The sequence below is a fragment of the Pseudomonas sp. DWP2-2 genome (assembly GCF_049897065.1).
Classification (GTDB): Bacteria; Pseudomonadota; Gammaproteobacteria; order Pseudomonadales; family Pseudomonadaceae; genus Aquipseudomonas; species Aquipseudomonas paracarnis.
Genome location: NZ_JAFCVN010000003.1, coordinates 312886 through 334498 on the forward strand (window position 1 = coordinate 312886; position 21613 = coordinate 334498).

Genomic DNA, 21613 nt, shown 5'->3' on the forward strand with positions numbered 1-21613 from the left:
ATCCTCAAGTCTCAGTTATTCAGGCGGACGGGCGCGAGGCCTTCTCGGCGTGCCCGGACAAGCCGAAGCGACGGTCCAGTTCATCCAGCACGGCCTGTGGGTGCTGCCCCAGTTGGGCGAGCATCACCAGGCTATGGAACCACAAGTCTGCGGTCTCATAGATTACATCGCTGTAATCACCGCTGATTTGCGCGTCCTTGGCCGCAATGATGGTCTCGACGGATTCTTCGCCGAGTTTTTCCAGAATCTTGTTCAGGCCCTTGTGGTACAGGCTGGCGACGTAGGAGCTGTCGGCATCCGCGCCTTTGCGGTCTTCCAGCACCTGGGCCACACGGTTCAGGGTATCGCTCATGTTCAGTGTCCTGCTGGGTAGATGGCGTGCGGGTCTTTGAGCACCGGCTCCACAACCTTCCATTCGCCATTCTCGAACACGCGATAGAAGCAACTGTGGCGGCCAGTGTGGCAGGCAATGCCGCCGATCTGCTCGACCTTGAGGATTACCACGTCGGCATCGCAGTCCAGGCGCAGCTCGTGCAGGGTCTGCACGTGCCCGGATTCTTCGCCCTTGCGCCACAGTTTGCCACGCGAACGTGACCAGTAGATGGCGCGCTGCTCGGCGGCGGTGAGGCTCAGGGCCTCGCGGTTCATCCAGGCCATCATCAGCACGCGCCCGGTCTTGTAGTCCTGGGCAATGGCCGGCACCAGGCCGTCACTGTCCCACTTGATCTCATCCAGCCAGTCTTTCATGTTCGGCTCCGGCAATTTGCGACAGTGTATAACCGGATGGGCTATCGACGCACGATCAGATAAACGCCCACGGCGACCATGATGCCCGCTGGCCAGTGGCCTAGTTGGTTCAATGGCCCACCAATCGCCAGCATCACGCCGCCCACCAGGTGCGCGGCGCCGAGCAGGCGCAGGAACCAGTCGTCCTTGCGCTTGCGCCACGGTGGCTCAGGGTCCTTGGCATGGGGCTGGGACATGCGCTCCAGCAGGTCGCGGGTCATGTTGGCCAGGTGCGGCAGTTGCTCGAACTGGCTGTGCAGGTTGCCCAGCATGGTTTTCGGGCTCATGCGCTCGCGCATCCAGCGTTCCAGGAAGGGTTGCGCAGTGTTCCACAAGTCGAGGTCCGGGTAGAGCTGGCGGCCCAGGCCTTCGATGTTCAGCAGGGTCTTCTGCAACAGCACCAGTTGCGGCTGCACTTCCATATTGAAGCGCCGCGCGGTCTGGAACAGGCGCATCAGCACTTGGCCGAACGAAATATCCTTTAACGGTTTTTCGAAGATCGGCTCGCACACGGTGCGGATCGCCGCTTCGAATTCGTTGAGTTTGGTTTCCGCTGGCACCCAACCCGAATCAATGTGCAACTGCGCCACACGGCGATAGTCGCGCTTGAAGAAGGCAAACAGGTTGCGCGCCAGGTAATCCTGGTCTTCCGGGGTGAGGCTGCCGACGATACCGCAGTCGATGGCGATGTACTGCGGGCTCCACGGGTTGACGGTGCTGACGAAGATGTTGCCCGGGTGCATGTCGGCGTGGAAGAAACTGTCGCGGAACACTTGGGTGAAGAAAATCTCCACACCGCGTTCTGCCAACATCTTCATGTCGGTGCGCTGGTCGGCCAGGGTCGCGAGGTCGGTAACCTGCACGCCGTAGATGCGCTCCATCACCAGCACTTTTGGCCGGCACCAGTCCCAATACACCTGCGGCACATACAGCAGTTGCGAGCCTTCGAAGTTGCGTCGCAATTGGCTGGCATTGGCCGCTTCGCGCAGCAGGTCGAGTTCGTCGTAGATGGTTTTTTCGTAGTCGGCGACCACGTCCACCGGGTGCAGCAGGCGCGCATCGGCGGAGAAGCGTTCGGCGGCGCGGGCGAGGATAAACAGCCATGCCAGGTCCTGGCCGATGATCGGCTTGAGGCCTGGGCGAATGACTTTCACCACCACTTCTTCGCCGGTCTTGAGCTGCGCGGCGTGAACCTGCGCGACCGAGGCCGAGGCCAGGGGCTCGACGTCGAAGCGGCTGAACACCTCGCTGATCTTCTGGCCCAGCTGTTCTTCGATCAGCGCCATCGACTGCTGCGAATCGAACGGCGGCACGCGGTCCTGCAGCAGCATCAGCTCGTCGGCGATGTCTTCGGGCAACAGGTCGCGGCGGGTGGAGAGGATCTGCCCGAACTTGATGAAGATAGGCCCCAAATCCTGCAACGCCAAGCGCAGGCTGGCGCCACGGCTCAACGGCGACGGCTTGCGGGGCAACCAGCGCCACGGCAGCACATAACGCACCGCTAGCAGGAACCACGGCAAGGGCAGGGCAAACAGCAGGTCATCAAGACGGTAGCGGATTACGACGCGCTGGATACGAAACAAACGGCGGACGGCGAGCAGCTTCATGCGTTATCGCTTGGATCAAGGGAACGGCTCAAGCGCTCGAAGCGGGCCTCGAGGCGTTCCAGGTCGATTTTGGCCTTGTCGAGCTCGCGAAAGCGCGCTTGCGCTTCCCGTTGCCCGACCAGGGTGCGCGATTCTTCGCTCAGGTATTCGGCAAGGTTCTGGTTGAGGCTGGCGAACCCTTGCTGGTACCAGCGCGAGCGGCTGCGCAGGTGCCCGCTGATCAACTGGGTGGCGACGGGGCCGATCCAGCGCGACAGTTCATATTCCCAGTCCAGCTCCAGGTCTTGCAGCACGGCGGCCAAGTCCATCAGCACCGCACTGTCGCCTTCCAGCTCCACCTCGGGGCTGTGGAGGATGGCGGTCTTGTTGCGGCTCAGCGCCAGGTGCAACAGGCTGGAGGCCGGCGCACGCAAGGTGCAGTCGGCTTCAGCGGCCCATTGGGTGGCGAGCAGCAGGCCTTCATCGCTGGGCAGGATAAACAGCTGCACGGCGGGGCTGCGGCAATCAACGGCAATGACTTTGCCGGTCAGGTGCGCGAGCCGCGCCAGGGCGGTGCTGTCCAGGCGCAGTACACGGTTGAGACCGTGCTCAACGCTGGCGAGAAGACCTTGCAGCAGCATCAGGGCTTGATGCCGCGGTGCAGGGCGACGATGCCGGACGTCATGTTGTGGTAGGTCACGCGGTCGAAACCGGCCTCCACCATCATCGACTTCAGGGTTTCCTGATCCGGGTGCATGCGGATCGACTCGGCCAGGTAGCGGTAGCTCTCGGCGTCGTTGGTGATCAGCTTGCCCATCAGTGGCATGAAGGCGAACGAATAGGTGTCGTAGACCTTGGACATCAGCGCGTTGGTCGGCTTGGAGAATTCCAGCACCAGCAGGCGGCCACCCGGCTTGAGTACGCGCAGCATCGAGCGGATCGCGTCTTCCTTGTGAGTCACGTTACGCAGGCCGAACGCGATGGTCACGCAGTCGAAATGGTTGTCGGGGAACGGCAGCTTCTCGGCATCGGCCTGGACGAACTCGATATTGCCGGCCACGCCTTTGTCGAGCAGTCGGTCGCGGCCAACCTTGAGCATCGAGCCGTTGATATCGGCCAATACCACCTGGCCGGTGGGGCCAACCAGCTTGGAGAACTTGGCCGCCAGGTCGCCTGTGCCACCGGCGATGTCCAGCACCCGGTTGCCGGTGCGTACGCCCGACAACTCGATGGTGAAGCGCTTCCACAGGCGGTGCATGCCGCCGGAGAGCACGTCGTTCATCAGGTCGTACTTGGCTGCCACGGAGTGGAACACCTCAGCGACTTTTTCCGCCTTTTGGCTTTCCGGGACGTTCTTGAAGCCGAAGTGAGTGGTGGGTTCGGCATCGCTGCCTTTGCGCTGATCAGTCATATCGCTGTCACCAAAAGAGAATGCGGGACATGATAATCCCCAAGGCCTGCTTTGTCTTGGCAAGGCTGCAGGTAAGATAGGCGCTCATCGAGACCTTTTGCCGCATGGCGGGCGTTCTGAGTCGTTATAAAGAGGAGTCATTGCAATGGCCCGTATTACCGTTGAGCGTGAACATACCCTGGGAAAAGAACAGGCGCGGGCCAAGGCGGAGCAATTGGCGCGCAAACTCGAGGATAAATATGGGGTGGAGTCTTCGTGGGCTGGCGACACCCTGAAGCTCAAGCGCTCCGGGGTTAAAGGCACGGTATTGGTGGCCGATGATTCGCTGCGCATTGATGTGGAACTTGGCCTGCTGATGTCGGCCATGAGTGGCACGATCAAGTCCGAAATCGAAAAGGCCCTGGATAAGGCCCTGGCTTGATACGGCTGTGCTTAGGGTGCCGATTCTAATTTTAAACCTTACTTTGTGCCCAAGCCCTCAACTCTTGCGGGCCGTCCGCCACCCAATTCTGTGTGAGGTGCACCATGGCCAAAGTTATTTTGAAGAAAAAAATCGACGTTCAGACTACCCCTCTGAGTGAGGTTAAAAGCTATGCCCGCAAGATCTGGCTGGCGGGTCTTGGTGCCTACGCCAAGGTCGGCAGCGAGGGCGGCGAGTACTTCAAGGAACTCGTTAGAAGCGGTCAACGTGTTGAAAGTAAAGGTAAAAAAGTTGTAGTTGAACAACTTGATGCCGCCAACAGTCAGATTGACCAAGTAAAGAGTAACGTCTCCGGCGTCAAAGGCCTGGTTGAAGTTCAACTGGATAAAGTTGAAAAAGCTTTTGATACTCGTGTCGCCAGTGCCTTGAATCGGATCGGCATTGCGTCTAAACATGACGTGGAGACACTCTCTGCTAAGCTCGAAGAGCTGACGGCATTGCTCGAACGTGTCGCGCGTAAACACTAAGGAGACATCGGGATGGCTGTTAAAAAGACTACTCAGAAAGAAGGCAGCTCGTGGGTCGGGAAAGTTGAAGAATATTCCCGCAAAATCTGGCTCGCTGGTTTAGGCGTGTACTCGAAGATCGACAGTGACGGCAGCAAACTCTTCGAGACCCTGGTTAAAGACGGCGAGAAAGCCGAGAAGTTGACCAAGAGCACGGTTGGTAAAAAAGTCGACGCTGCCAAGGCGAGCGCGGGTTCCGCCAAGTCGAGCATTTCGGATACCTGGGGCAAGTTGGAAGAGACTTTCGACAAACGCCTCAACAGTGCTATTTCGCGACTGGGCGTACCGAGCAAGGCGGAGTTGAAGGCGCTGCACAGCAAGGTCGATACCTTGACCAAGCAAATCGAAAAACTCACCGGCGCCAAAGCGGCTCCCGCCAAGACCGCCGCCGCCAAGCCTGCAGCAAAACCGGCGGCCAAACCAGCAGCTAAAACCGCAGCTGCAAAACCCGCCGCCAAAACTGCCGCCAAGCCTCTGGTTAAAGCCGCCGCCAAACCGGCTGCAAAACCTGCTGCAAAAGCGCCAGCCAAAGCTGCTGCAAAACCTGCGGCCAAGCCAGCGGCTAAAACCGCTGCCGCCAAACCTGCCGCCAAGCCTGCCGCTAAGCCTGTGGCCGCTAAAACCGCCGCCAAACCAGCGGCGAAACCGGCTGCCAAACCTGCGGCTAAAACCGCTGCGGCTAAACCTGCTGCCAAGCCCGCCGCTGCGAAACCAGCGGCCAAACCTGCCGCGGCCAAAAAGCCTGCGGTAGCGAAAAAACCGGCAGCCGCCAAGCCCGCCGCAACGGCCAAGCCAGCCACGGCGCCAGCACCGGCCGCTTCTACCGCTAATTCGGTGTCCGCACCGACGCATGCGGCAGCTACCCCGACTGCAACGCCGGCCACCCCGACGCCATCCAGTCAGTCCTGATTTCTATGGGACACAAAAAAACGCCCGGTCTGCGAAGATCGGGCGTTTTTTATGAAGATCCAAGAAACGCCGCATTTCCAATGTGGGAGCGGGCTTGCTCGCGAAGGCGGTGTGTCAGTTGATGCATGTGCAAGCTGATACTCCGCCTTCGCGAGCAAGCCCGCTCCCACACTTCAATCCAGGTCATCCAGATATTTGAGTGCGAACCGCTCGGTCGCCTGCCGCGCCGTTGGCAGCAGATGCGGCGCCACCAGCATCATGATCTGGTACACCACCACCCGCACCTCACCTTCACGGTCCAGGATCCGCTGGTAATCCAGCGAAAACAGCAAAGTCAGGGTGATCTGCTCCACCAGTTGCCCCAACGCCTGGGTATCGCTGACCAGTTGCCCTGCCGCCTTCAGCCGAGCAAGCAATGACGCCAAGGTGCGCTTGAGCGCCGTGAGCAGGTGACGGATCCCCTTGGCCAGCTTGGGCAAGCGCCCGGCCAGGTTCGACAGGTCCTGGAACAGAAACCGGTAGTGGGCCATGCGCTCGACAATCAGGTGCAGGAACAGCCAGTAATCCTCGGCCTCCAGTTGCGCATCGACGGGAGGGTCCAGCAGTGGCGCCAGCTCAGATTGAAAACGCTCGAACAGCCCGAGCACCAGGGGCTCTTTGCCATGGAAGTGGTAGTAGAGGTTGCCGGGGCTGATCCCCATTTCATTGGCCACCTCCATGGTCGATACGTTCGGTTCGCCCTTGTGGTTGAACAACTGCAGGGCGCATTCAAGGATACGGTCGCGGGTCTTCATCCAGTCTTCTTAAAGTTGATTGCTGAGCTCAGCGCACGCGCACGTAAGTACCCGGCGCCGCTTCCATCGGTGGGTAATTCTGGTTGCCCAGGGCGGTGAGGGTTTCGCGTTGTACGCCGGAGCGTTTTTGTACCCACTCCAGCCATTGTGGCCACCAACTGCCTTCGACGTGCTGGGCGTCGTAATACCAGGCCCGTGGGTCGCTGCTCAGCTTGAGGTTCTCGACATAGTTGGCCTTGGGGTTGCCCGGTGGGTTGAGGATGCTCTGGATATGCCCGCTGCTGGACAGTACAAACTCGACCTTGCCGCCGAACAACTGCGCTGATTTGTAGCAGGACTGCCACGGCGTGATGTGGTCGTTGGTGCCGGCCAGGGAATAGATATCGGCGGTGACCTGCTTGAGGTCGATGGGCGTGCCGCACACTTCCAGGGCGTTGGCGCGTACCAGTGGGTTGTTCTTGAACAGTTCGATCAGGTCGCCATGGAACGCGGCCGGCAAGCGTGTGGTGTCGTTGTTCCAGAACAGGATGTCGAACACCGGCGGCTCGTTGCCCAGCAGGTAGTTGTTGACCCAATAGTTCCAGATCAGATCGTTGGGGCGCATCCAGGCGAAGACCTTGGCCATGTCGCGGCCTTCCAGCACGCCGGCCTGATAGGAGTGGCGCTTGGCCGCTTCCAGAGTCTGTTCATCCACAAACAGCGCCACCTGGGTGTCCAGAGTGGTATCCAGCACGCTCACTAGCAGCGTCAGGGCGTTGACCTTCTTCTCGCCCAGCGCCGCGTAGTGGCCCAACAGTGCGGTGCAGGTGATGCCGCCGGAGCAGGCACCGAGCATATTCACATCCTTGCTGCCCGTAATCGCCGTGACCACATCCACTGCTTCCTTGAGCGCCTCGATATAAGTCGACAGGCCCCATTCGCGTTGGGCCTTGGTGGGGTTGCGCCAACTGACGATAAAGGTCTGCTGGCCATTGCGCAGGCAGAAGCGCGCCAGGCTTTTATCCGGGCACAGGTCGAAGACGTAGAATTTGTTGATCTGCGGCGGCACCACCAGCAGCGGGCGCTCATGCACCTGCTCGGTAATGGGCTTGTACTGGATCAGCTCCAGCACATCGTTGCGAAACACCACCGCGCCTTCGCTGGTGCCCAGGGTCTTGCCGACTTCAAAGGCGCCCATGTTGACCTGGCTGGGCATACCGCCGTTGTGCACCATGTCCTTGGCCAGGTGGGAAAGGCCGTCGAGCAGGCTTTTGCCGCCGGTTTCAAAGAAGCGTTTGACCGCCGCCGGGTTGGCCGCGCTGTTGGTGGGGGCCATGGCTTCGGTCATCAGGTTGATCACGAAGTGGCCGCGGCTGATGTCTTGTGCCGACAGGTTGCTGTCGTCGATCCAGTCGTGAAGCTCCTTGCGCCACGCCAGGTAAGTCTGCAAATAACGTTTGTAGAGCGGGTTCTGGCTCCAGGCTGGGTCGTTGAAGCGACGGTCGTCGCCCTCGGGCACCAGCGCGGATTTGCCGAACATCACATTCTTCAATTCAACGCCAAAGTGGGCGACGTGCTTGACGCTGTGCAACGGTTGCTTGATGGCTTGGGTCAGCACCATCTTGGCCGAGGCCAATAAATCCTTTTTGCGTAACGCGATGATCGGGTTCAACCCCAGGGTGTTTTCCGAGGCCTGGCGTTTCAAGTCATCGTTATTCTTGTTACTCATCTACGACGCTCCATTGTCCGAAAGACGAGTACCGGCGATTGCTGCGCACCCAATTTCGATACACGACACCAGCCTGGTACTGCGACTCGGGTGACCGTTGATACCGCATCGTCAAATGCAGGGAACTTGCCAGCTCCATTGGTTACCCGAGTTTATTTTTTTTCGCAAGCGGGCCAATCGTTGGCCACGCGACAGGGCATTCAAGCAGATGAAATTAGAAAATGCGCTCTAAACAGCAAGATCCCTGTGCTAGAGCATCAGCCGCACGACCGACTCACTCGGATCGCGGGTTTTTCCAGCGGCTTTGAGCTCGTCCAGGTAGTCGGCCCATAGAGCGTCCTGACGTACGGCCAGCTGATAGAGATAGTCCCAGGTGAACAGTCCGCTGTCATGACCGTCGTCGAAGGTCAATTTCAGTGCGTACTGGCCGGCGGGTTCCAGCTTGATCAACCGGACGTTGAGCTTGCCGAATTGCAGGATGGGTTTGCCGTGGCCCTGGACCTCGGCAGAAGGGGAGTGCACTCGCAGGAATTCGGCGGGCAACTGGTAGGTTTCGTCCGGCCCGTAGGTCAGGCCGAGGGTGTTGGAGGTTTTGTGCAGGTTTACTGCGGTAGGAAATTTCGACATTGGAGATAACCCTGAAGGAACCGGCCCAAAATGTGGAAGGGACCAACGTGGGAGCCGGGCTTGCCCGCGATGCAGGCACCTCGGTGTTTCAGGAACACTGAAGTGATGCTATCGCAGGCAAGCCAGCTCCCACACAAGCCACTCCCACATTGAGTGAGGCTTACAGGATATAACGAGACAAGTCTTCGTTCTGCGCCAATTCGCCCAGGTGACCGTTCACATACTCGGCATCGATCTTGATCGCTTCGCCATTCTGCGCACCGGCCATGTCGCCGGCGCTGAAAGACACTTCCTCAAGCAGGCGCTCAAGCAAGGTATGCAGGCGACGGGCACCGATGTTCTCGGTCTTCTCGTTGACCTGCCAGGCGATCTCCGCCAGACGCTTGATACCGTCAGCCTGGAATTCGATACCCAGCCCTTCGGTTTTCAGCAGCTCGCGGTACTGCTCGGTGAGCGAGGCATGCGGTTCGCTGAGGATGCGCTCGAAGTCGCCCGGCGTCAGTGCCTTGAGCTCCACCCGAATCGGCAGGCGGCCTTGCAGCTCGGGCACCAGGTCGCTCGGCTTGCTCAGGTGGAAGGCACCGGAGGCGATAAACAGGATGTGGTCAGTCTTGACCATGCCCAGCTTGGTGTTGACCGTGCACCCTTCGATCAGCGGCAACAGGTCGCGCTGTACACCCTCGCGGGACACATCGACGCCACCGGAGTTGCCGCGCTTGGCCACTTTGTCGATCTCATCGATAAACACGATGCCGTGCTGCTCGACCGCTTCCAGGGCCTTGGCCTTGAGTTCTTCCTCGTTGACCAGGCGCCCGGCTTCTTCGTCGCGCACCAGCTTCAGTGCTTCTTTCACCTTGAGCTTGCGGCTTTTCTTCTTGCCCTTGCCCATGTTGGCGAACAGGTTCTGCAACTGGCTGGTCATTTCTTCCATGCCAGGCGGGGCAGAGATATCCACGCCGGACACTTCGGCCACTTCGATCTCGATTTCCTTGTCATCCAGCTGGCCTTCACGCAGGCGCTTGCGGAACAGCTGACGGGTGTTGGAATCCGATGAAGGTGCGGCGTCTTCGTTGAAACCCATGCGTGCCGGTGGCAGCAGGGCGTCGAGGATGCGCTCTTCAGCGGCGTCTTCGGCGCGATGGCTGACCTTGGTCACTTCCTGTTCGCGCAGCATCTTCAGGGCGGCGTCAGCCAGGTCACGAATGATCGACTCGACATCGCGGCCCACATAACCGACTTCAGTGAATTTGGTCGCTTCGACCTTGATGAACGGGGCATTGGCCAATTTGGCCAGGCGACGGGCGATCTCGGTTTTGCCGACGCCGGTAGGGCCGATCATCAGGATGTTCTTGGGCGTTACTTCAACGCGCAGTTCTTCCGGCAGTTGCATCCGGCGCCAGCGGTTACGCAGCGCAATGGCAACGGCGCGCTTGGCATCGTCCTGGCCGATGATATGGCGGTTGAGTTCATGGACGATTTCGCGGGGAGTCATGGACATAGTGTTTGGCGGCCTCAAGCCTGAATAAGCCCAGGGCTTATTCGGCGAGGTCCTGCTCCTCAATGGTCTGATTGTGGTTGGTGAACACGCAGATATCGCCAGCGATACCCAGGGCGGTCTCGACGATTTCACGGGCTGACAGGTCGGTTTTCTTCAGCAGCGCGCTGGCCGCAGCCTGGGCGTAGCCGCCACCTGAACCCATGGCGATCAGGCCATGCTCGGGTTCAACCACGTCGCCGTTGCCGGTGATGATCAGGGAAGCGTCTTTGTTCGCAACCGCGAGCATGGCCTCCAGGCGGCTGAGGGAGCGGTCGGTGCGCCATTCTTTGGCAAGTTCGACAGCGGCGCGCACCAGGTGGCCCTGGTGTTTCTCAAGCTGGCCTTCGAAACGCTCGAACAGGGTAAAGGCGTCGGCGGTTGCGCCTGCGAAGCCGGCAAGCACCTGGCCGTGGTACAGGCGGCGCACTTTCTTGGCGTTGCCTTTCATCACGGTGTTGCCCAGGGAAACCTGGCCGTCGCCGCCCATGACAACTTTGCCGTGGCGACGTACTGAAACGATGGTGGTCAAGGGGAGAGTCTCCACGCAGCGGGGCGAAAATGCCCTGATGGAAACTCATATGGGGGGTGGCGAGGGGGATTTCAACCGTAGGAAGGCAGGGCAGACGAGTGGTGATCGTTCCCACGCTCCGCGTGGTAATGCCGCCTTGACGCTCTGCGCCTGCTCTGTGACGCAGAGCGTCAAGGGACACGTTCCCACGCGGAGCGTGGGAACGATCAGTGAGTATGAGTCAGCGGCTCTGGCGTTGTTGTAACAACAGGTTGCTAAACCCGGCGCCGGCCAATTGCTTTTGCGCCACGGTCAGCTGTTCGCGGTTGCTGAACGGCCCCACCAATACGCGATACCAGGTCGCGTCCTTCACCGTGCCGGACTCAACCGATACCGATTGGCCCAACAGAATGATCTGTGCGCGTACACGGTCCGCATCCGCCTGTTTCGGGAACGAGCCCGCTTGCAGGAAGAACTTGGTCACCGGCGCAGCCTTGGTGGCTGCCACTGGCGGTGCTGGCGGCGGCGTGATACCGGCCAGCGCGGCCTGGGCGCGCGCCGTGTCGATTTTTGCCGCTTCCGCTGGGGTTACCGGCGTGGTCGGCACTTGTGGCGTCGGCAGGGTTTTTTCCGGCACGGCGTCAGGCGGCACGATCACTTCCGATTCCGGCAGCAGCGTGTAGAAGTCGTACTTGGGCTTTACCGGTGCGGTCGGGCTCGGCGCGGTCTTGTTGGCTTCGGCGATTTTCGTGGCCTTTTGCTGCTCCTGTTTGACGCGCTTGACGTCATCGCCCTGACCGGGCTCCAGCTTCATCAGAAACACGATAAATGCGCCGACCGTAAGGCCGATGGCCATCCACAGCCAACCCGGAATCGGTTGCTTCGCCGGGGCCTGGTAGCGGCTGGCGCCGCGCTTGGGTGCAGGTTTTTTCTTGGCAGCCAACTTACATACGCTCCAGAGTTTCCAGGCCCAAGAGTTCCAGGCCTTGCTTGAGGGTGCGTCCAGCCAATGCGGCAAGGCGCAGGCGACTTTGTTTCTGGGCTTCGTCGTCGGCGGTCAGGATCGGGCAGTTCTCGTAGAAACTGGAGAACAGGCCGGCCACTTCGTACAAATAGGTGCACAGGATGTGCGGCGTGCCTTTTTCGCCAACGCTGTTGAGCACCTCGCCAAATTGCGCGAGCTTGGCCGCCAGTTCCTGTTCGTGGGCGGCGTCCAGCGCGATCTGGCCTTCGACTTCGCTGAAGTCCTTGCCCAGCTTGCGGAATACCCCGGCCACGCGAGTGTAGGCGTACAGCAGGTACGGCGCGGTGTTGCCTTCGAAGTTGAGCATCAGGTCGAAGTTGAAGCTGTAGTCGCTGGTGCGGTGCTTGGACAGATCGGCGTATTTCACCGCGCCAATGCCCACCACGCGGGCGATGTTGCGCAGGTCGGCCTCGGCCAGCTCCGGGTTCTTTTCCTTCACCAGGTTGTAGGCACGTTCCTGGGCTTCGGTCAGCAGGTCGATCAGCTTCACGGTGCCGCCGTCGCGGGTCTTGAAGGGGCGGCCATCGGCGCCGTTCATGGTGCCAAAGCCCATGTGCTCCATGTGCATCGGGTGGGTGACGAAACCGGCGCGACGCGCCACTTCGAACACCTGCTGGAAGTGCAGGGCCTGGCGCTGGTCGACGAAGTACAGCGCACGGTCAGCCTTGAGCACGCCACTGCGGTAACGCACGGCGGCCAGGTCAGTGGTGGCGTAGAGGTAGCCGCCATCGGCCTTGACGATGATCACCGGCAGCGGCTCGCCGTCGGCGGTCTTGAATTCTTCGAGGAACACGCACTGGGCGCCGTTGCTTTCGACCAGCAGGCCCTTGGCCTTGAGGTCGTTGACCACGTTGATCAGGTCGTCGTTGTAGGCGCTTTCGCCCATCACGTCGGCCATGGTCAGTTTCACATTGAGCAGCTCGTAGATTTCCTGGCAATGAGACAGGGAAATTTCACGGAAGCGGTTCCACAGCGCCAGGCATTCTTCGTCGCCGGCTTGCAGCTTGACCACCAGGCCGCGGGCGCGGTCAGCGAACTCTTCGGATTCATCGAAACGCTTTTTGGCAGCACGGTAGAAATTTTCCAGGTCGGCCAGCTCGTTGCTGGTGATCGGGTTTTCCTGCAGATAGGCCATCAGCATGCCGAACTGGGTACCCCAGTCGCCCACGTGGTTCTGGCGGATCACGGTGTCGCCGAGGAATTCCAGCACCCGTGCCACGCCATCGCCAATGATAGTGGAGCGCAGGTGGCCCACGTGCATTTCCTTGGCCAGGTTCGGTGCCGACAGGTCGATGACCACGCGCTGGCTGTCGCCGGCCTTGCGTGCACCGATGCGCGCATCGGCCAGGGCGGCATCCAGGCGTGACGCCAGGGCCTGGGTGTTCTGGAAGAAGTTGATAAAGCCTGGGCCGGCGATTTCGGCCTTGGTGACACTGGCGTCAGCCGGCAGGGCTGCGATGATTTTTTCTGCCAGGTCACGCGGCTTCATGCCGGCCGGCTTGGACAGCATCATCGCGATGTTGCTGGCGAAGTCGCCATGGGTCTTGTCGCGGGTGTTCTCCACCTGGATCGCCGGCGACAGGCCTTCAGGCAACACACCTTCGTGGACGAGTTGGGTGAGGGCTTGTTGGATCAGCTGGCGAATGGTGTCTTTCATGGTGTTCTCTTTCGACCGCAAGCGGCGGCGCGCGATGCGCAGGTGGAAAAACTGGGCATTATCCGTGGCGAGGGCGGGCTTGCCAACCGTTCAGACTATATGGCGGACCTGCGGGCCTCTTCGCGGGCAAGCCCGCTCCCACATTTAAGGGTATTCACATTTCATAATGTGGGAGCTGGCTTGCCTGCGATGACGTAATTACCCTCAATACAAATCTACCGGGTCTACATCCAACGACCATCGCACCTGCCGACCGCTGGGCAGTTGCTCCAGCTCAAGCATCCAGCGACTTAATAGCCGATGCAGCGGGGCGCGGGAGGTTGCCTGCAAGAGTAGCTGAGCGCGATAACGTCCGGCGCGCCGCTCCATGGGCGCTGGCACCGGGCCGAGTAGTTCGATGCCACTGAGGGCCAGTTCGCCCAATAAACGTTCGGCGGCGCTGCAGGCCTCATCAAGAAAGCCTTCGGCCTGCCCGGGTTTGTGGGCTTCGGCACGCAGCAGCGCCAGGTGCGCAAAGGGCGGGAGGCCGGCGGCGCGGCGTTCGCTCAAGGCCTGTTCGGCGAAGGCAAAGTAGCCTTGTTCCGTCAGTTGAATCAGCAGCGGGTGGTCGGCCAGGTGCGTCTGGATAATCACCCTGCCTGGCTCTTCGGCCCGACCGGCGCGTCCTGCCACCTGCACGATCAACTGCGCCATGCGTTCGCTGGCGCGAAAATCCCCGGAGAACAACCCGCCATCGGCATCCAGGATCGACACCAGGGTCACCCGTGGGAAGTGATGCCCCTTGGCAAGCATCTGCGTGCCCACCAGGATGCACGGTTGGCCTTTGTGGATGGTGGCGAACAGTTGGTTCATGGCGTCTTTGCGCGACGTGCTGTCGCGGTCCACCCGTAGCACCGGGTAGTCCGGGAACAGAATGCCGAGGCGTTCTTCGGCGCGCTCGGTGCCGGCGCCCACGGGCCGCAGGTCCACCTTGCCGCACTGCGGGCAATGGCGCGGTACCCGTTCCACATGGCCGCAGTGATGGCAGCGTAACTCGCCGTGGCGCTGATGCACCGTCATGCGCGCATCGCAGCGCTCGCACCCGGACATCCAGCCGCAGTCATGGCACAGCAACGTCGGGGCAAAGCCGCGGCGGTTGAGAAATACCAATACTTGCTGGCCGGCGGCCAGGGTCTGGCCAATGGCCTGTTGCATCGGGCCGGAAATACCGCTGTCCAGCGGGCGGCTTTTCACGTCCAGGCGCAGGAAGCGCGGTTGTTTGGCGCCGCCAGCACGCTCGTTCAGGCGCAGCAGCCCGTAACGGCCGGTGTAGGCGTTGTGCAGGCTTTCCAGGGACGGCGTGGCCGAGCCCAGCACAATCGGGATGTCTTCCTGGCGGGCGCGTACCAGCGCGAGGTCGCGGGCGTGGTAGCGCAAACCTTCCTGCTGTTTATAGGAGCCATCGTGCTCCTCGTCGACGATGATCAGCCCGGGGTTTTTCATCGGCGTGAACAGTGCTGAGCGCGTGCCGATAATAATGTCGGCCTCGCCATCCCGCGCCGCCAGCCACGACTCCAGGCGTTCACGGTCATTGACTGCCGAGTGCACCAGGGCGATCCGGGCATTGAAGCGTTGCTCGAAACGCGCCACGGTCTGCGGGCCCAGGTTGATCTCGGGGATCAGCACCAGTGCCTGCTTGCCCGCCTGCAGGGTTTCGCGGATCAGCTGCAAATAGACTTCGGTCTTGCCGCTGCCAGTGACGCCGGCCAGCAGGAATGCATGGAAACTGTCGAAACCGGCGCGAATCGCCTCATACGCGGCGCGTTGCTCGGGGTTCAGCGGCAACTCCGGCTGGGCCAGCCAGTGTTCGTGGCGCGGGTCCGGAGCGTGTTTGCGGATTTCCACCTGCACCAAGCCCTTGGCCAGCAACAGGTCGAGGCTGTCTTTGCTCAGCATCAGCTTGCTTAATAGCTGATGGGCCACGCCGTGTGGGTGCTGTGCCAAGGTGGCCAGGGCCTCACGCTGGCGCGGGGCGCGGGCGATGCGCGGGTCGTCGAGGCGTGCGCCCGGCACCATCGACCAGAAACGCTCCTGGCGCGCTTCGGCCAGTTCGCCCTGGCGCAGCAGCACCGGCAGCGCCCAGCTCAAGGTATCGCCCAGGCTGTGTTGGTAATACTGCGCGGTCCACAGGCACAGCTTGAACAGCGCGGGCGGCAGCGGTGGTGTGGCGTCGAGCAGGGCAATTGCCGGCTTGAGCTTTTCGGCAGGCACTTCGCTGTGGTCGGTGACTTCCACCAGAATGCCGATCATTTCCCGGCGTCCGAACGGCACGCGCACGCGCATGCCCGGTTGCAACTGCGCACGCGACACGCCGGGCGGGGCCCGGTAATCGAACAGGCGGCGCAGGGGCGAGGGCAGGGCTAGGCGCAAAATGGCGTCGGGCACGCGAGGATTCTCATCAATAAAGGCAAGCGGTGGCGCAGGGGCGCGAGCCTAGCAGACCGGGGGTGTCCCGTCTCCAGTACTGGAATCGGATCTTGTGGGAGCTGGCTTGCCTGCGAAAGCGCTAGTGCAGTAACAGATGCAGTGACTGACACACCGCCTTCGCGGGCAAGCCCGGCTCCCACATTGACGGCGGTGTGTGAGGAATATCTGATGAAAGGAAGTTTTCGACCATTCCCGCCGCTTGCGTGATTAAAAAGGTCTGGTAGAATCCGCGGCCTAATTACGTGCGGTATTCGACAATAGTGTCGAGTGGCGGCACGCTAGCCCGAGGAAGTGCCATGAAAGCCGATATCCATCCAGCGTACGAAACCATCGAAGTCACCTGCAGCTGCGGCAACAAGTTCGAAACTCGTTCGAACCTGTGCAAGCCACTGGGTACTGACGTATGCAACGAGTGCCACCCGTTCTACACCGGTAAGCAGAAAACTCTGGACACCGGCGGCCGCGTACAGCGCTTCGCAGATCGCTTTGGTGCTTTCGGCAAGAAGCCTGCTGCTACTCCAGCAGAGTAAGGTTCAAGAGCCTTATGGGCTTTTACCCGCTGTTGAAAAAGGCGTCCCTTGTGGGCGCCTTTTTTGTGCCTGGGATTTGGCTGGCGACCGCTCAGGCCAACCCCTTCTGCCCCGCCCCGGCGGCCATCGTGCGTGTGGAGGTACAGCGTGTGGTGGATGGCGACACGGTGCGCCTCAAGGACGGTCGCAGCGTGCGCATGATCGGCCTCAACGCGCCGGAAACCGGCAAGAAGGGTCGCCCTGACGAGCCATTCGCTGTCGCCGCCCGTCAGCGCCTGCAGGCGTTGGTCAAGGCCAGCGATGGGCGTGTCGGCCTGGTGGCGGGGCGCGAAGGCAAAGATCATTACGGGCGCACCCTGGCTCACCTCTACGGCGCCAATGGCGAGAATCTGGAGGCGCAACTGCTGGCCGAGGGTTTGGGGTACCAAGTGGGCGTCGCGCCGAATGTCGACCTGATGGCCTGCCAGCAGGCGGCCGAAAACAGCGCCCGCCAGGCACGGCTTGGCCTGTGGCGCCAATCACCGGTGCAAAGCGTGGCGAATCTCAAGCGCTCCGGGTTTGCCCTGGTGGCCGGTCGGGTCAGCAACATCGAGCGTAATCGCGGTGGAATCTGGATTGAGCTGCAGGGTTCACTGGTATTGCGTATTGCGCCCGAGCTGATCAGCCAGTTCGATACGGCCATGCTCGATGGTCTGCAAGGCCGCACCATTGAGGCGCGCGGTTGGGTGCAGGATCGAGCCCGCCGTGGCGGCCTGAAAAAAGGCCAAGCGCGCTGGCTGTTGCCAATAACCGACCCCGGCATGCTGAAATCGGCGCTTTGAATAAAAAATTGTAGACATTTTTTATTTCGATTGTGAACAGTTGAGCCCTTGTATCCCGTGGCTCTTGGCCAAAAGTCGTAGCCCAGGGCCCTTGACACCTGTGACTGCCCAGTCTTGTAGGGACTTTACGACACGCGTATCCTCGGCGGTCCGTCGACCAACAGTAAAAGCGGAATGCCGATATGTCTGATTTGAAAACTGCCGCTCTCGAATACCATGCCCATCCTCGTCCAGGAAAGCTGAGTGTAGAGCTCACCAAAGCCACTGCCACTGCCCGCGACCTGTCGCTGGCCTACAGCCCTGGTGTTGCCGAACCCGTACGTGAAATCGCCCGTGACCCAGAGCTGGCGTACAAGTACACCGGCAAAGGCAACCTGGTTGCAGTGATTTCCGATGGCACCGCGATTCTGGGCCTGGGTAACCTCGGCCCATTGGCTTCCAAGCCAGTCATGGAAGGCAAGGGCGTGCTGTTCAAGCGCTTTGCCGGCATCGACGTTTTCGACATCGAAGTCGATTCCGAAAGCCCGCAGGCGTTCATCGACACCGTCAAGCGCATTTCCATCACGTTCGGTGGCATCAACCTGGAAGACATCAAGGCGCCTGAGTGCTTCGAGATCGAAAAGGCCCTGATCGAGCAGTGCGACATTCCGGTATTCCACGATGACCAGCACGGCACCGCGATCGTTACCGCGGCCGGCATGATCAACGCCTTGGAAATTGCTGGCAAAACCCTGGGCGAGGCGAAAATCGTCTGCCTGGGCGCCGGTGCCGCGGCCATTTCCTGCATGAAGCTGATCATCAGCATGGGCGCCAAGCTGGAAAACATCTACATGGTCGACAGCAAGGGCGTGATTCAGTCCGAGCGTACCGACCTGAACCAGTACAAGGCGATGTTTGCCCATCCGTCCTCCAAGCGCACCCTGGCTGACGCCCTCGACGGTGCCGACGTGTTCGTTGGCCTGTCCGGCCCGAACCTGCTGAGCGCTGAAGGCCTCAAATCCATGGCGCCGAACCCTATCGTGTTCGCCTGCTCCAACCCGGATCCGGAAATCTCTCCTGAGCTGGCCCACGCCACTCGCAGCGACGTGATCATGGCCACCGGCCGTTCGGACTACCCGAACCAGGTCAACAACGTATTGGGCTTCCCGTTCATCTTCCGTGGTGCCCTGGACGTTCGCGCCAAGCGCATCAACGAAGAAATGAAAGTGGCCGCTGCCAACGCCCTGCGTGAACTGGCCAAACTGCCGGTACCTCAGGACGTGTGCGACGCCTACGGTGGTGCCAAGCTGGAATTCGGTCGTGAGTACATCATTCCGAAACCAATGGACAAGCGCCTGATCACCCTGATCTCCGATGCCGTGGCCAAGGCCGCTATCGAGACTGGTGTGGCTACCCTGCCGTATCCAAAGAACTACCCGCTGCAAAGCGTGGATGATGTGTTCAACGGCTAAGCCGTTGTAGACACACCCGCAAAAAAAGCCCCGACTGAGTGATCAGTCGGGGCTTTTTTGTGGCTGATGTCCCGTGGCTGATCTTTCCCACGCTCTGCGTGGGAATGCCCACCTGGACGCTCCGCGTCTGCTTTTGAGGTCGTGACGCAGAGCGTCACAGGATGCATTCCCACGCGGAGCGTGGGAACGATCGGCCGATCAGCGTGATCAGGTCAGAACAAATCGATCGGCGCGCCTTCATCCGCCGGCAGTGGGCTGCCCGGCACTGCGCCATTGCCCAGCTCATTGACCGATGGCGGTGTGTCTTCGCTCTTGAACAGCTCGAAGTACGCATTCGGCGTGCTCGGTGAAGCTGCGCGGCCACTGATCGGGTCGATGCGCAGGCTGAGGATGCCTTCTGGCTCTGGCTGGGTGTGCAGCGGCTTGTCCTTGAGCGCTGCGCCCATGTAGCTCATCCAGATCGGCAGGGCGACGGTGCCACCAAACTCGCGGCGGCCCAGGCTTTCAGGCTGGTCATAGCCGGTCCACACGGTGGTCACGTAGTCGCCGTTGTAGCCGGAGAACCACGCGTCCTTGGACTCGTTGGTGGTACCGGTCTTGCCAGCGATATCCGCACGACCCAGAGCCAGTGCGCGGCGGCCGGTGCCCTTCTTGATCACGTCTTGCAGGATGCTGTTGAGGATGTAGGTAGTGCGGCCGTCCACGATGCGCTCGGCAACCGCTGGCGCTTGCGGTTCGGCCGGTGCGCCGGCGTTTGCGGCCGACGGTGTGCCTGGCGTCGCCTCGATGGTGATACCGCCGTTGCTCGGTACCGCAAGCCCGTCGGTCGCGGCCACACCATTGACCACGTCGCCGGGTACCCGTGGCGGGTTGGCGGTGAACAGGGTGTCGCCATTGCGGCTTTCGATCTTGTCGATCAGGTAAGGCGCGATCTTGTAGCCGCCGTTGGCAAAGGTGCTCCAGCCGGTGGCGATTTCCATCGGCGTGAGGGTCGCGGTACCCAGGGCCAGGGACAGGTTTGGCGGCAGGTCCGACTTGGCGAAGCCAAAGCGCGTCATGTAGTCGATGGTCTTGCCTACGCCCATCGCCTGCAACAGGCGGATCGACACCAGGTTGCGTGACTTGTACAGCGCCTCGCGGATACGGATCGGGCCGAGGAACGTGTTGGTGTCATTCTTCGGGCGCCAGACCTTGTCCAGATATTCATCGACGAACACGATTGGCGCGTCGTTGACCAGGCTGGCGGCGGTGTAGCCGTTGTCCAGCGCGGCACTGTAGACAAACGGCTTGAAACTGGAGCCCGGCTGGCGCTTGGCCTGGGTAGCGCGGTTGTAGTTGCTCTGCTCGAAGGCAAAGCCGCCGACCAGTGCGCGGATCGCACCGTTCTGCGGGTCCAGGGACACCAGAGCGCCCTGGGCGAGCGGCACCTGGCTGAATTTGAGGCTGTCATCCTTTTGGCGTTGCACGCGGATCAAATCACCCACCTGGGCCACGTCGGATGGCTGCTTGGGCATCGGGCCCATGCTGTTGGTGTTCAGGAACGGGCGTGCCCACTTCATGCTGTCCCAGGCTACATGGGCTTCGCCAGAGCGGGTCAGCACTTGGATGCCGTCCTTGGTTACCTGGGTGACGATGGCCGGGTCCAGGCCGCTGATCGAACGCTGTTTGCCCAATTCGGTGGTCCAGGCACTCAGGGTCTTGCCCGGCAGGCGCGACTCGGGGCCACGGTAGCCGTGACGCTGGTCATAAGTGATCAGGCCTTCATGTACCGAATGGTTGGCGATTTCCTGCAAGTTGCTCGGCACCGTCGTGGTGACGCGGAAACCTTCGGTGTAGGCCTCGCTGCCATAACGGCCAACCATCTCGGCGCGGGCCATTTCGGCGATATAGGGTGCATTCACTTCTGGGGTCGGCACGTGATAGCTGGCGTTCAGCGGCTCGGCGACGGCACTTTCATAAGCGGCCTGGTCGATCTTGCCCAGTTTGTACATGCGGCCCAGGATCCAGTCACGGCGTTCTTTACTGCGCGCCGGGTTGGCCAGCGGGTTGAAGCGCGACGGTGCCTTGGGCAGGCCGGCGATCATCGCCATTTGCGCCAGGCTGGCGTCACGAATCGACTTGCCATAGTAGACCTGGGACGCGGCCTCGATGCCGTAAGCGCGGTTGCCCAAGTAGATCTTGTTGACGTACAGCTCGAGGATTTCATCCTTGGTCAACTGGCGTTCGATCTGCAGCGCCAGCAGGATTTCGGTGGCCTTGCGGGAAAAGCTGCGTTCGCTGGTGAGGAAGAAGTTCTTCGCCACCTGCATGGTGATGGTGCTGCCACCCGATTGAATGTGTCCACTTTTTACCAATTGCGTGGCTGCACGCACCAGGCTGCTGGGGTCTACGCCGTAGTGGTTGGCGAAATTATCGTCTTCGGCAGACAGCAAAGCGCTGATGAAATTGGGTGGAATGTCGGCGAAACGGATCGGTGTGCGGCGCATTTCGCCGAACTCCGCGATCAGTTTTTCATCGCTGCTGTAGACCCGCAAAGGAATCTGCAACTGGATACTTCTGAGGGCCTCTACGGAGGGCAAACCCGGACTAAGGTAGAGGTAGGCTCCGCTGAGTACGAGCAGCAGCCCGCAAACGATGGCGACAATGGAGTACCCGAAAAACTTCAGCAGACGAATCAAGGCTTTTGGATTTCCAGAGAAAAGAATGAGTTACGCGTCGGGGCATGCATGGCAAACGATGGATCGACCCGGGCAGCAGATAAAAAGCGGGAAAAAACGCTGGGCATTAAAGCATTTTTCGGCTTGGGGCGTC

General features: G+C 60.8%; 20 protein-coding genes. 6 read left to right on the plus strand and 14 right to left on the minus strand.

What is annotated here, in order from left to right:
* Positions 1-19 precede the first annotated feature (19 nt).
* From ACP7CZ_RS08920 to ubiE, 5 genes are read right to left on the minus strand one after another with little or no spacing between them, the layout of a single operon-like run.
* The gene (locus ACP7CZ_RS08920; protein ID WP_003187881.1) at positions 20-352 is read right to left on the minus strand and encodes a phosphoribosyl-ATP diphosphatase; all 333 of its coding nucleotides are present in this window, start codon (positions 350-352) and stop codon (positions 20-22) included.
* A 2-nt stretch (positions 353-354) separates the two neighbouring features.
* Entirely contained in the window at positions 355-747 is a 393-nt protein-coding gene (hisI, locus tag ACP7CZ_RS08925; protein ID WP_003187884.1) for a phosphoribosyl-AMP cyclohydrolase, read from the minus strand.
* A gap of 41 nt (positions 748-788) precedes the next feature.
* On the minus strand, positions 789-2393 hold the full coding sequence (gene ubiB, locus ACP7CZ_RS08930) for a ubiquinone biosynthesis regulatory protein kinase UbiB (RefSeq protein ID WP_019820016.1): 1605 nt from the start codon (positions 2391-2393) through the stop codon (positions 789-791).
* Positions 2390-3013: a ubiquinone biosynthesis accessory factor UbiJ gene (locus ACP7CZ_RS08935; RefSeq protein WP_034125561.1), complete on the minus strand. Its 624-nt coding sequence runs from the start codon at positions 3011-3013 to the stop codon at positions 2390-2392. Before ACP7CZ_RS08935 ends, ubiB begins: the two co-directional genes overlap by 4 nt.
* The gene (gene ubiE, locus ACP7CZ_RS08940) at positions 3013-3783 is read right to left on the minus strand and encodes a bifunctional demethylmenaquinone methyltransferase/2-methoxy-6-polyprenyl-1,4-benzoquinol methylase UbiE (RefSeq protein ID WP_003171186.1); all 771 of its coding nucleotides are present in this window, start codon (positions 3781-3783) and stop codon (positions 3013-3015) included. The genes ACP7CZ_RS08935 and ubiE overlap by 1 nt, the downstream gene beginning before the upstream one ends.
* Before the next feature lie 145 nt (positions 3784-3928).
* Here ubiE and ACP7CZ_RS08945 point away from each other — a divergent pair, with 145 nt between their 5' ends.
* The 3 genes from ACP7CZ_RS08945 to ACP7CZ_RS08955 all read left to right on the plus strand — a co-directional run bounded on the left by ACP7CZ_RS08945 (position 3929) and on the right by ACP7CZ_RS08955 (position 5679).
* Positions 3929-4204 carry a polyhydroxyalkanoic acid system family protein gene (locus ACP7CZ_RS08945; protein ID WP_034125562.1) on the plus strand — a complete coding sequence of 92 codons (276 nt, stop codon included), beginning with the start codon at positions 3929-3931 and terminating at the stop codon, positions 4202-4204.
* Positions 4205-4308: 104 nt separating this feature from the next.
* A complete protein-coding gene (locus ACP7CZ_RS08950) occupies positions 4309-4731 on the plus strand; it encodes a phasin family protein (protein WP_032893974.1) in 423 nt (140 codons plus the stop codon).
* A 12-nt stretch (positions 4732-4743) separates the two neighbouring features.
* Positions 4744-5679 carry a phasin family protein gene (locus ACP7CZ_RS08955; protein WP_044270701.1) on the plus strand — a complete coding sequence of 312 codons (936 nt, stop codon included), beginning with the start codon at positions 4744-4746 and terminating at the stop codon, positions 5677-5679.
* A gap of 173 nt (positions 5680-5852) precedes the next feature.
* Here the strand turns inward: ACP7CZ_RS08955 and ACP7CZ_RS08960 are convergent, their stop codons facing one another.
* The 8 genes from ACP7CZ_RS08960 to ACP7CZ_RS08995 form a co-directional block, all read right to left on the minus strand.
* A complete protein-coding gene (locus tag ACP7CZ_RS08960; RefSeq protein ID WP_294183852.1) occupies positions 5853-6473 on the minus strand; it encodes a TetR/AcrR family transcriptional regulator in 621 nt (206 codons plus the stop codon).
* 28 nt (positions 6474-6501) lie between these two features.
* Entirely contained in the window at positions 6502-8181 is a 1680-nt protein-coding gene (gene phaC / locus ACP7CZ_RS08965; protein WP_294183854.1) for a class II poly(R)-hydroxyalkanoic acid synthase, read from the minus strand.
* A gap of 249 nt (positions 8182-8430) precedes the next feature.
* The gene (locus ACP7CZ_RS08970; RefSeq protein WP_054919456.1) at positions 8431-8808 is read right to left on the minus strand and encodes a gamma-butyrobetaine hydroxylase-like domain-containing protein; all 378 of its coding nucleotides are present in this window, start codon (positions 8806-8808) and stop codon (positions 8431-8433) included.
* 160 nt (positions 8809-8968) lie between these two features.
* Positions 8969-10306 carry an ATP-dependent protease ATPase subunit HslU gene (gene hslU, locus ACP7CZ_RS08975; RefSeq protein ID WP_259038128.1) on the minus strand — a complete coding sequence of 446 codons (1338 nt, stop codon included), beginning with the start codon at positions 10304-10306 and terminating at the stop codon, positions 8969-8971.
* A gap of 37 nt (positions 10307-10343) precedes the next feature.
* Positions 10344-10874 (minus strand): ATP-dependent protease subunit HslV, encoded by a 531-nt coding sequence (hslV, locus tag ACP7CZ_RS08980; RefSeq protein WP_003171209.1) that lies wholly within the window; start codon positions 10872-10874, stop codon positions 10344-10346.
* 220 nt (positions 10875-11094) lie between these two features.
* Complete coding sequence (locus tag ACP7CZ_RS08985; RefSeq protein ID WP_003187899.1) at positions 11095-11796, minus strand: SPOR domain-containing protein; 702 nt, start codon at positions 11794-11796, stop codon at positions 11095-11097.
* Between the two features lies 1 nt (position 11797).
* A complete protein-coding gene (argS, locus tag ACP7CZ_RS08990; RefSeq protein WP_014716573.1) occupies positions 11798-13534 on the minus strand; it encodes an arginine--tRNA ligase in 1737 nt (578 codons plus the stop codon).
* A 204-nt stretch (positions 13535-13738) separates the two neighbouring features.
* Entirely contained in the window at positions 13739-15958 is a 2220-nt protein-coding gene (locus tag ACP7CZ_RS08995; RefSeq protein WP_034125571.1) for a primosomal protein N', read from the minus strand.
* Between the two features lie 338 nt (positions 15959-16296).
* On the opposite strand from ACP7CZ_RS08995, the gene rpmE reads away from it, so the two are divergent.
* The 3 genes from rpmE (at position 16297) to ACP7CZ_RS09010 (ending at position 18802) form a co-directional block, all read left to right on the plus strand.
* Positions 16297-16530, plus strand: coding sequence for a 50S ribosomal protein L31 (rpmE, locus tag ACP7CZ_RS09000; protein WP_005784030.1), 234 nt, complete (start codon positions 16297-16299; stop codon positions 16528-16530).
* 14 nt (positions 16531-16544) lie between these two features.
* Complete coding sequence (locus tag ACP7CZ_RS09005) at positions 16545-17351, plus strand: thermonuclease family protein (protein ID WP_197900279.1); 807 nt, start codon at positions 16545-16547, stop codon at positions 17349-17351.
* 182 nt (positions 17352-17533) lie between these two features.
* A complete protein-coding gene (locus ACP7CZ_RS09010) occupies positions 17534-18802 on the plus strand; it encodes a malic enzyme-like NAD(P)-binding protein (RefSeq protein WP_005784034.1) in 1269 nt (422 codons plus the stop codon).
* Between the two features lie 212 nt (positions 18803-19014).
* Here the strand turns inward: ACP7CZ_RS09010 and ACP7CZ_RS09015 are convergent, their stop codons facing one another.
* Positions 19015-21477, minus strand: coding sequence for a penicillin-binding protein 1A (locus ACP7CZ_RS09015; RefSeq protein ID WP_371262626.1), 2463 nt, complete (start codon positions 21475-21477; stop codon positions 19015-19017).
* Between the last annotated feature and the right edge of the window lie 136 nt (positions 21478-21613).

Excerpts from the sequence above, each read along its gene's own strand:
- argS (WP_014716573.1), bottom strand. The coding sequence starts at position 13,534 with ATGAAAGACACCATTCGCCAGCTGATCCAACAAGCCCTCACCCAACTC.
- ACP7CZ_RS08970 (WP_054919456.1), bottom strand. The coding sequence starts at position 8,808 with ATGTCGAAATTTCCTACCGCAGTAAACCTGCACAAAACCTCCAACACC.
- ACP7CZ_RS08920 (WP_003187881.1), bottom strand. The coding sequence starts at position 352 with ATGAGCGATACCCTGAACCGTGTGGCCCAGGTGCTGGAAGACCGCAAA.
- phaC (WP_294183854.1), bottom strand. The coding sequence starts at position 8,181 with ATGAGTAACAAGAATAACGATGACTTGAAACGCCAGGCCTCGGAAAAC.
- ACP7CZ_RS08955 (WP_044270701.1), top strand. The coding sequence starts at position 4,744 with ATGGCTGTTAAAAAGACTACTCAGAAAGAAGGCAGCTCGTGGGTCGGG.
- ACP7CZ_RS08960 (WP_294183852.1), bottom strand. The coding sequence starts at position 6,473 with ATGAAGACCCGCGACCGTATCCTTGAATGCGCCCTGCAGTTGTTCAAC.
- hslU (WP_259038128.1), bottom strand. The coding sequence starts at position 10,306 with ATGTCCATGACTCCCCGCGAAATCGTCCATGAACTCAACCGCCATATC.
- ACP7CZ_RS08945 (WP_034125562.1), top strand. The coding sequence starts at position 3,929 with ATGGCCCGTATTACCGTTGAGCGTGAACATACCCTGGGAAAAGAACAG.
- ACP7CZ_RS09010 (WP_005784034.1), top strand. The coding sequence starts at position 17,534 with ATGTCTGATTTGAAAACTGCCGCTCTCGAATACCATGCCCATCCTCGT.
- ACP7CZ_RS08935 (WP_034125561.1), bottom strand. The coding sequence starts at position 3,013 with ATGCTGCTGCAAGGTCTTCTCGCCAGCGTTGAGCACGGTCTCAACCGT.
- ubiB (WP_019820016.1), bottom strand. The coding sequence starts at position 2,393 with ATGAAGCTGCTCGCCGTCCGCCGTTTGTTTCGTATCCAGCGCGTCGTA.
- hisI (WP_003187884.1), bottom strand. The coding sequence starts at position 747 with ATGAAAGACTGGCTGGATGAGATCAAGTGGGACAGTGACGGCCTGGTG.
- ACP7CZ_RS08950 (WP_032893974.1), top strand. The coding sequence starts at position 4,309 with ATGGCCAAAGTTATTTTGAAGAAAAAAATCGACGTTCAGACTACCCCT.
- ubiE (WP_003171186.1), bottom strand. The coding sequence starts at position 3,783 with ATGACTGATCAGCGCAAAGGCAGCGATGCCGAACCCACCACTCACTTC.
- rpmE (WP_005784030.1), top strand. The coding sequence starts at position 16,297 with ATGAAAGCCGATATCCATCCAGCGTACGAAACCATCGAAGTCACCTGC.
- ACP7CZ_RS09005 (WP_197900279.1), top strand. The coding sequence starts at position 16,545 with ATGGGCTTTTACCCGCTGTTGAAAAAGGCGTCCCTTGTGGGCGCCTTT.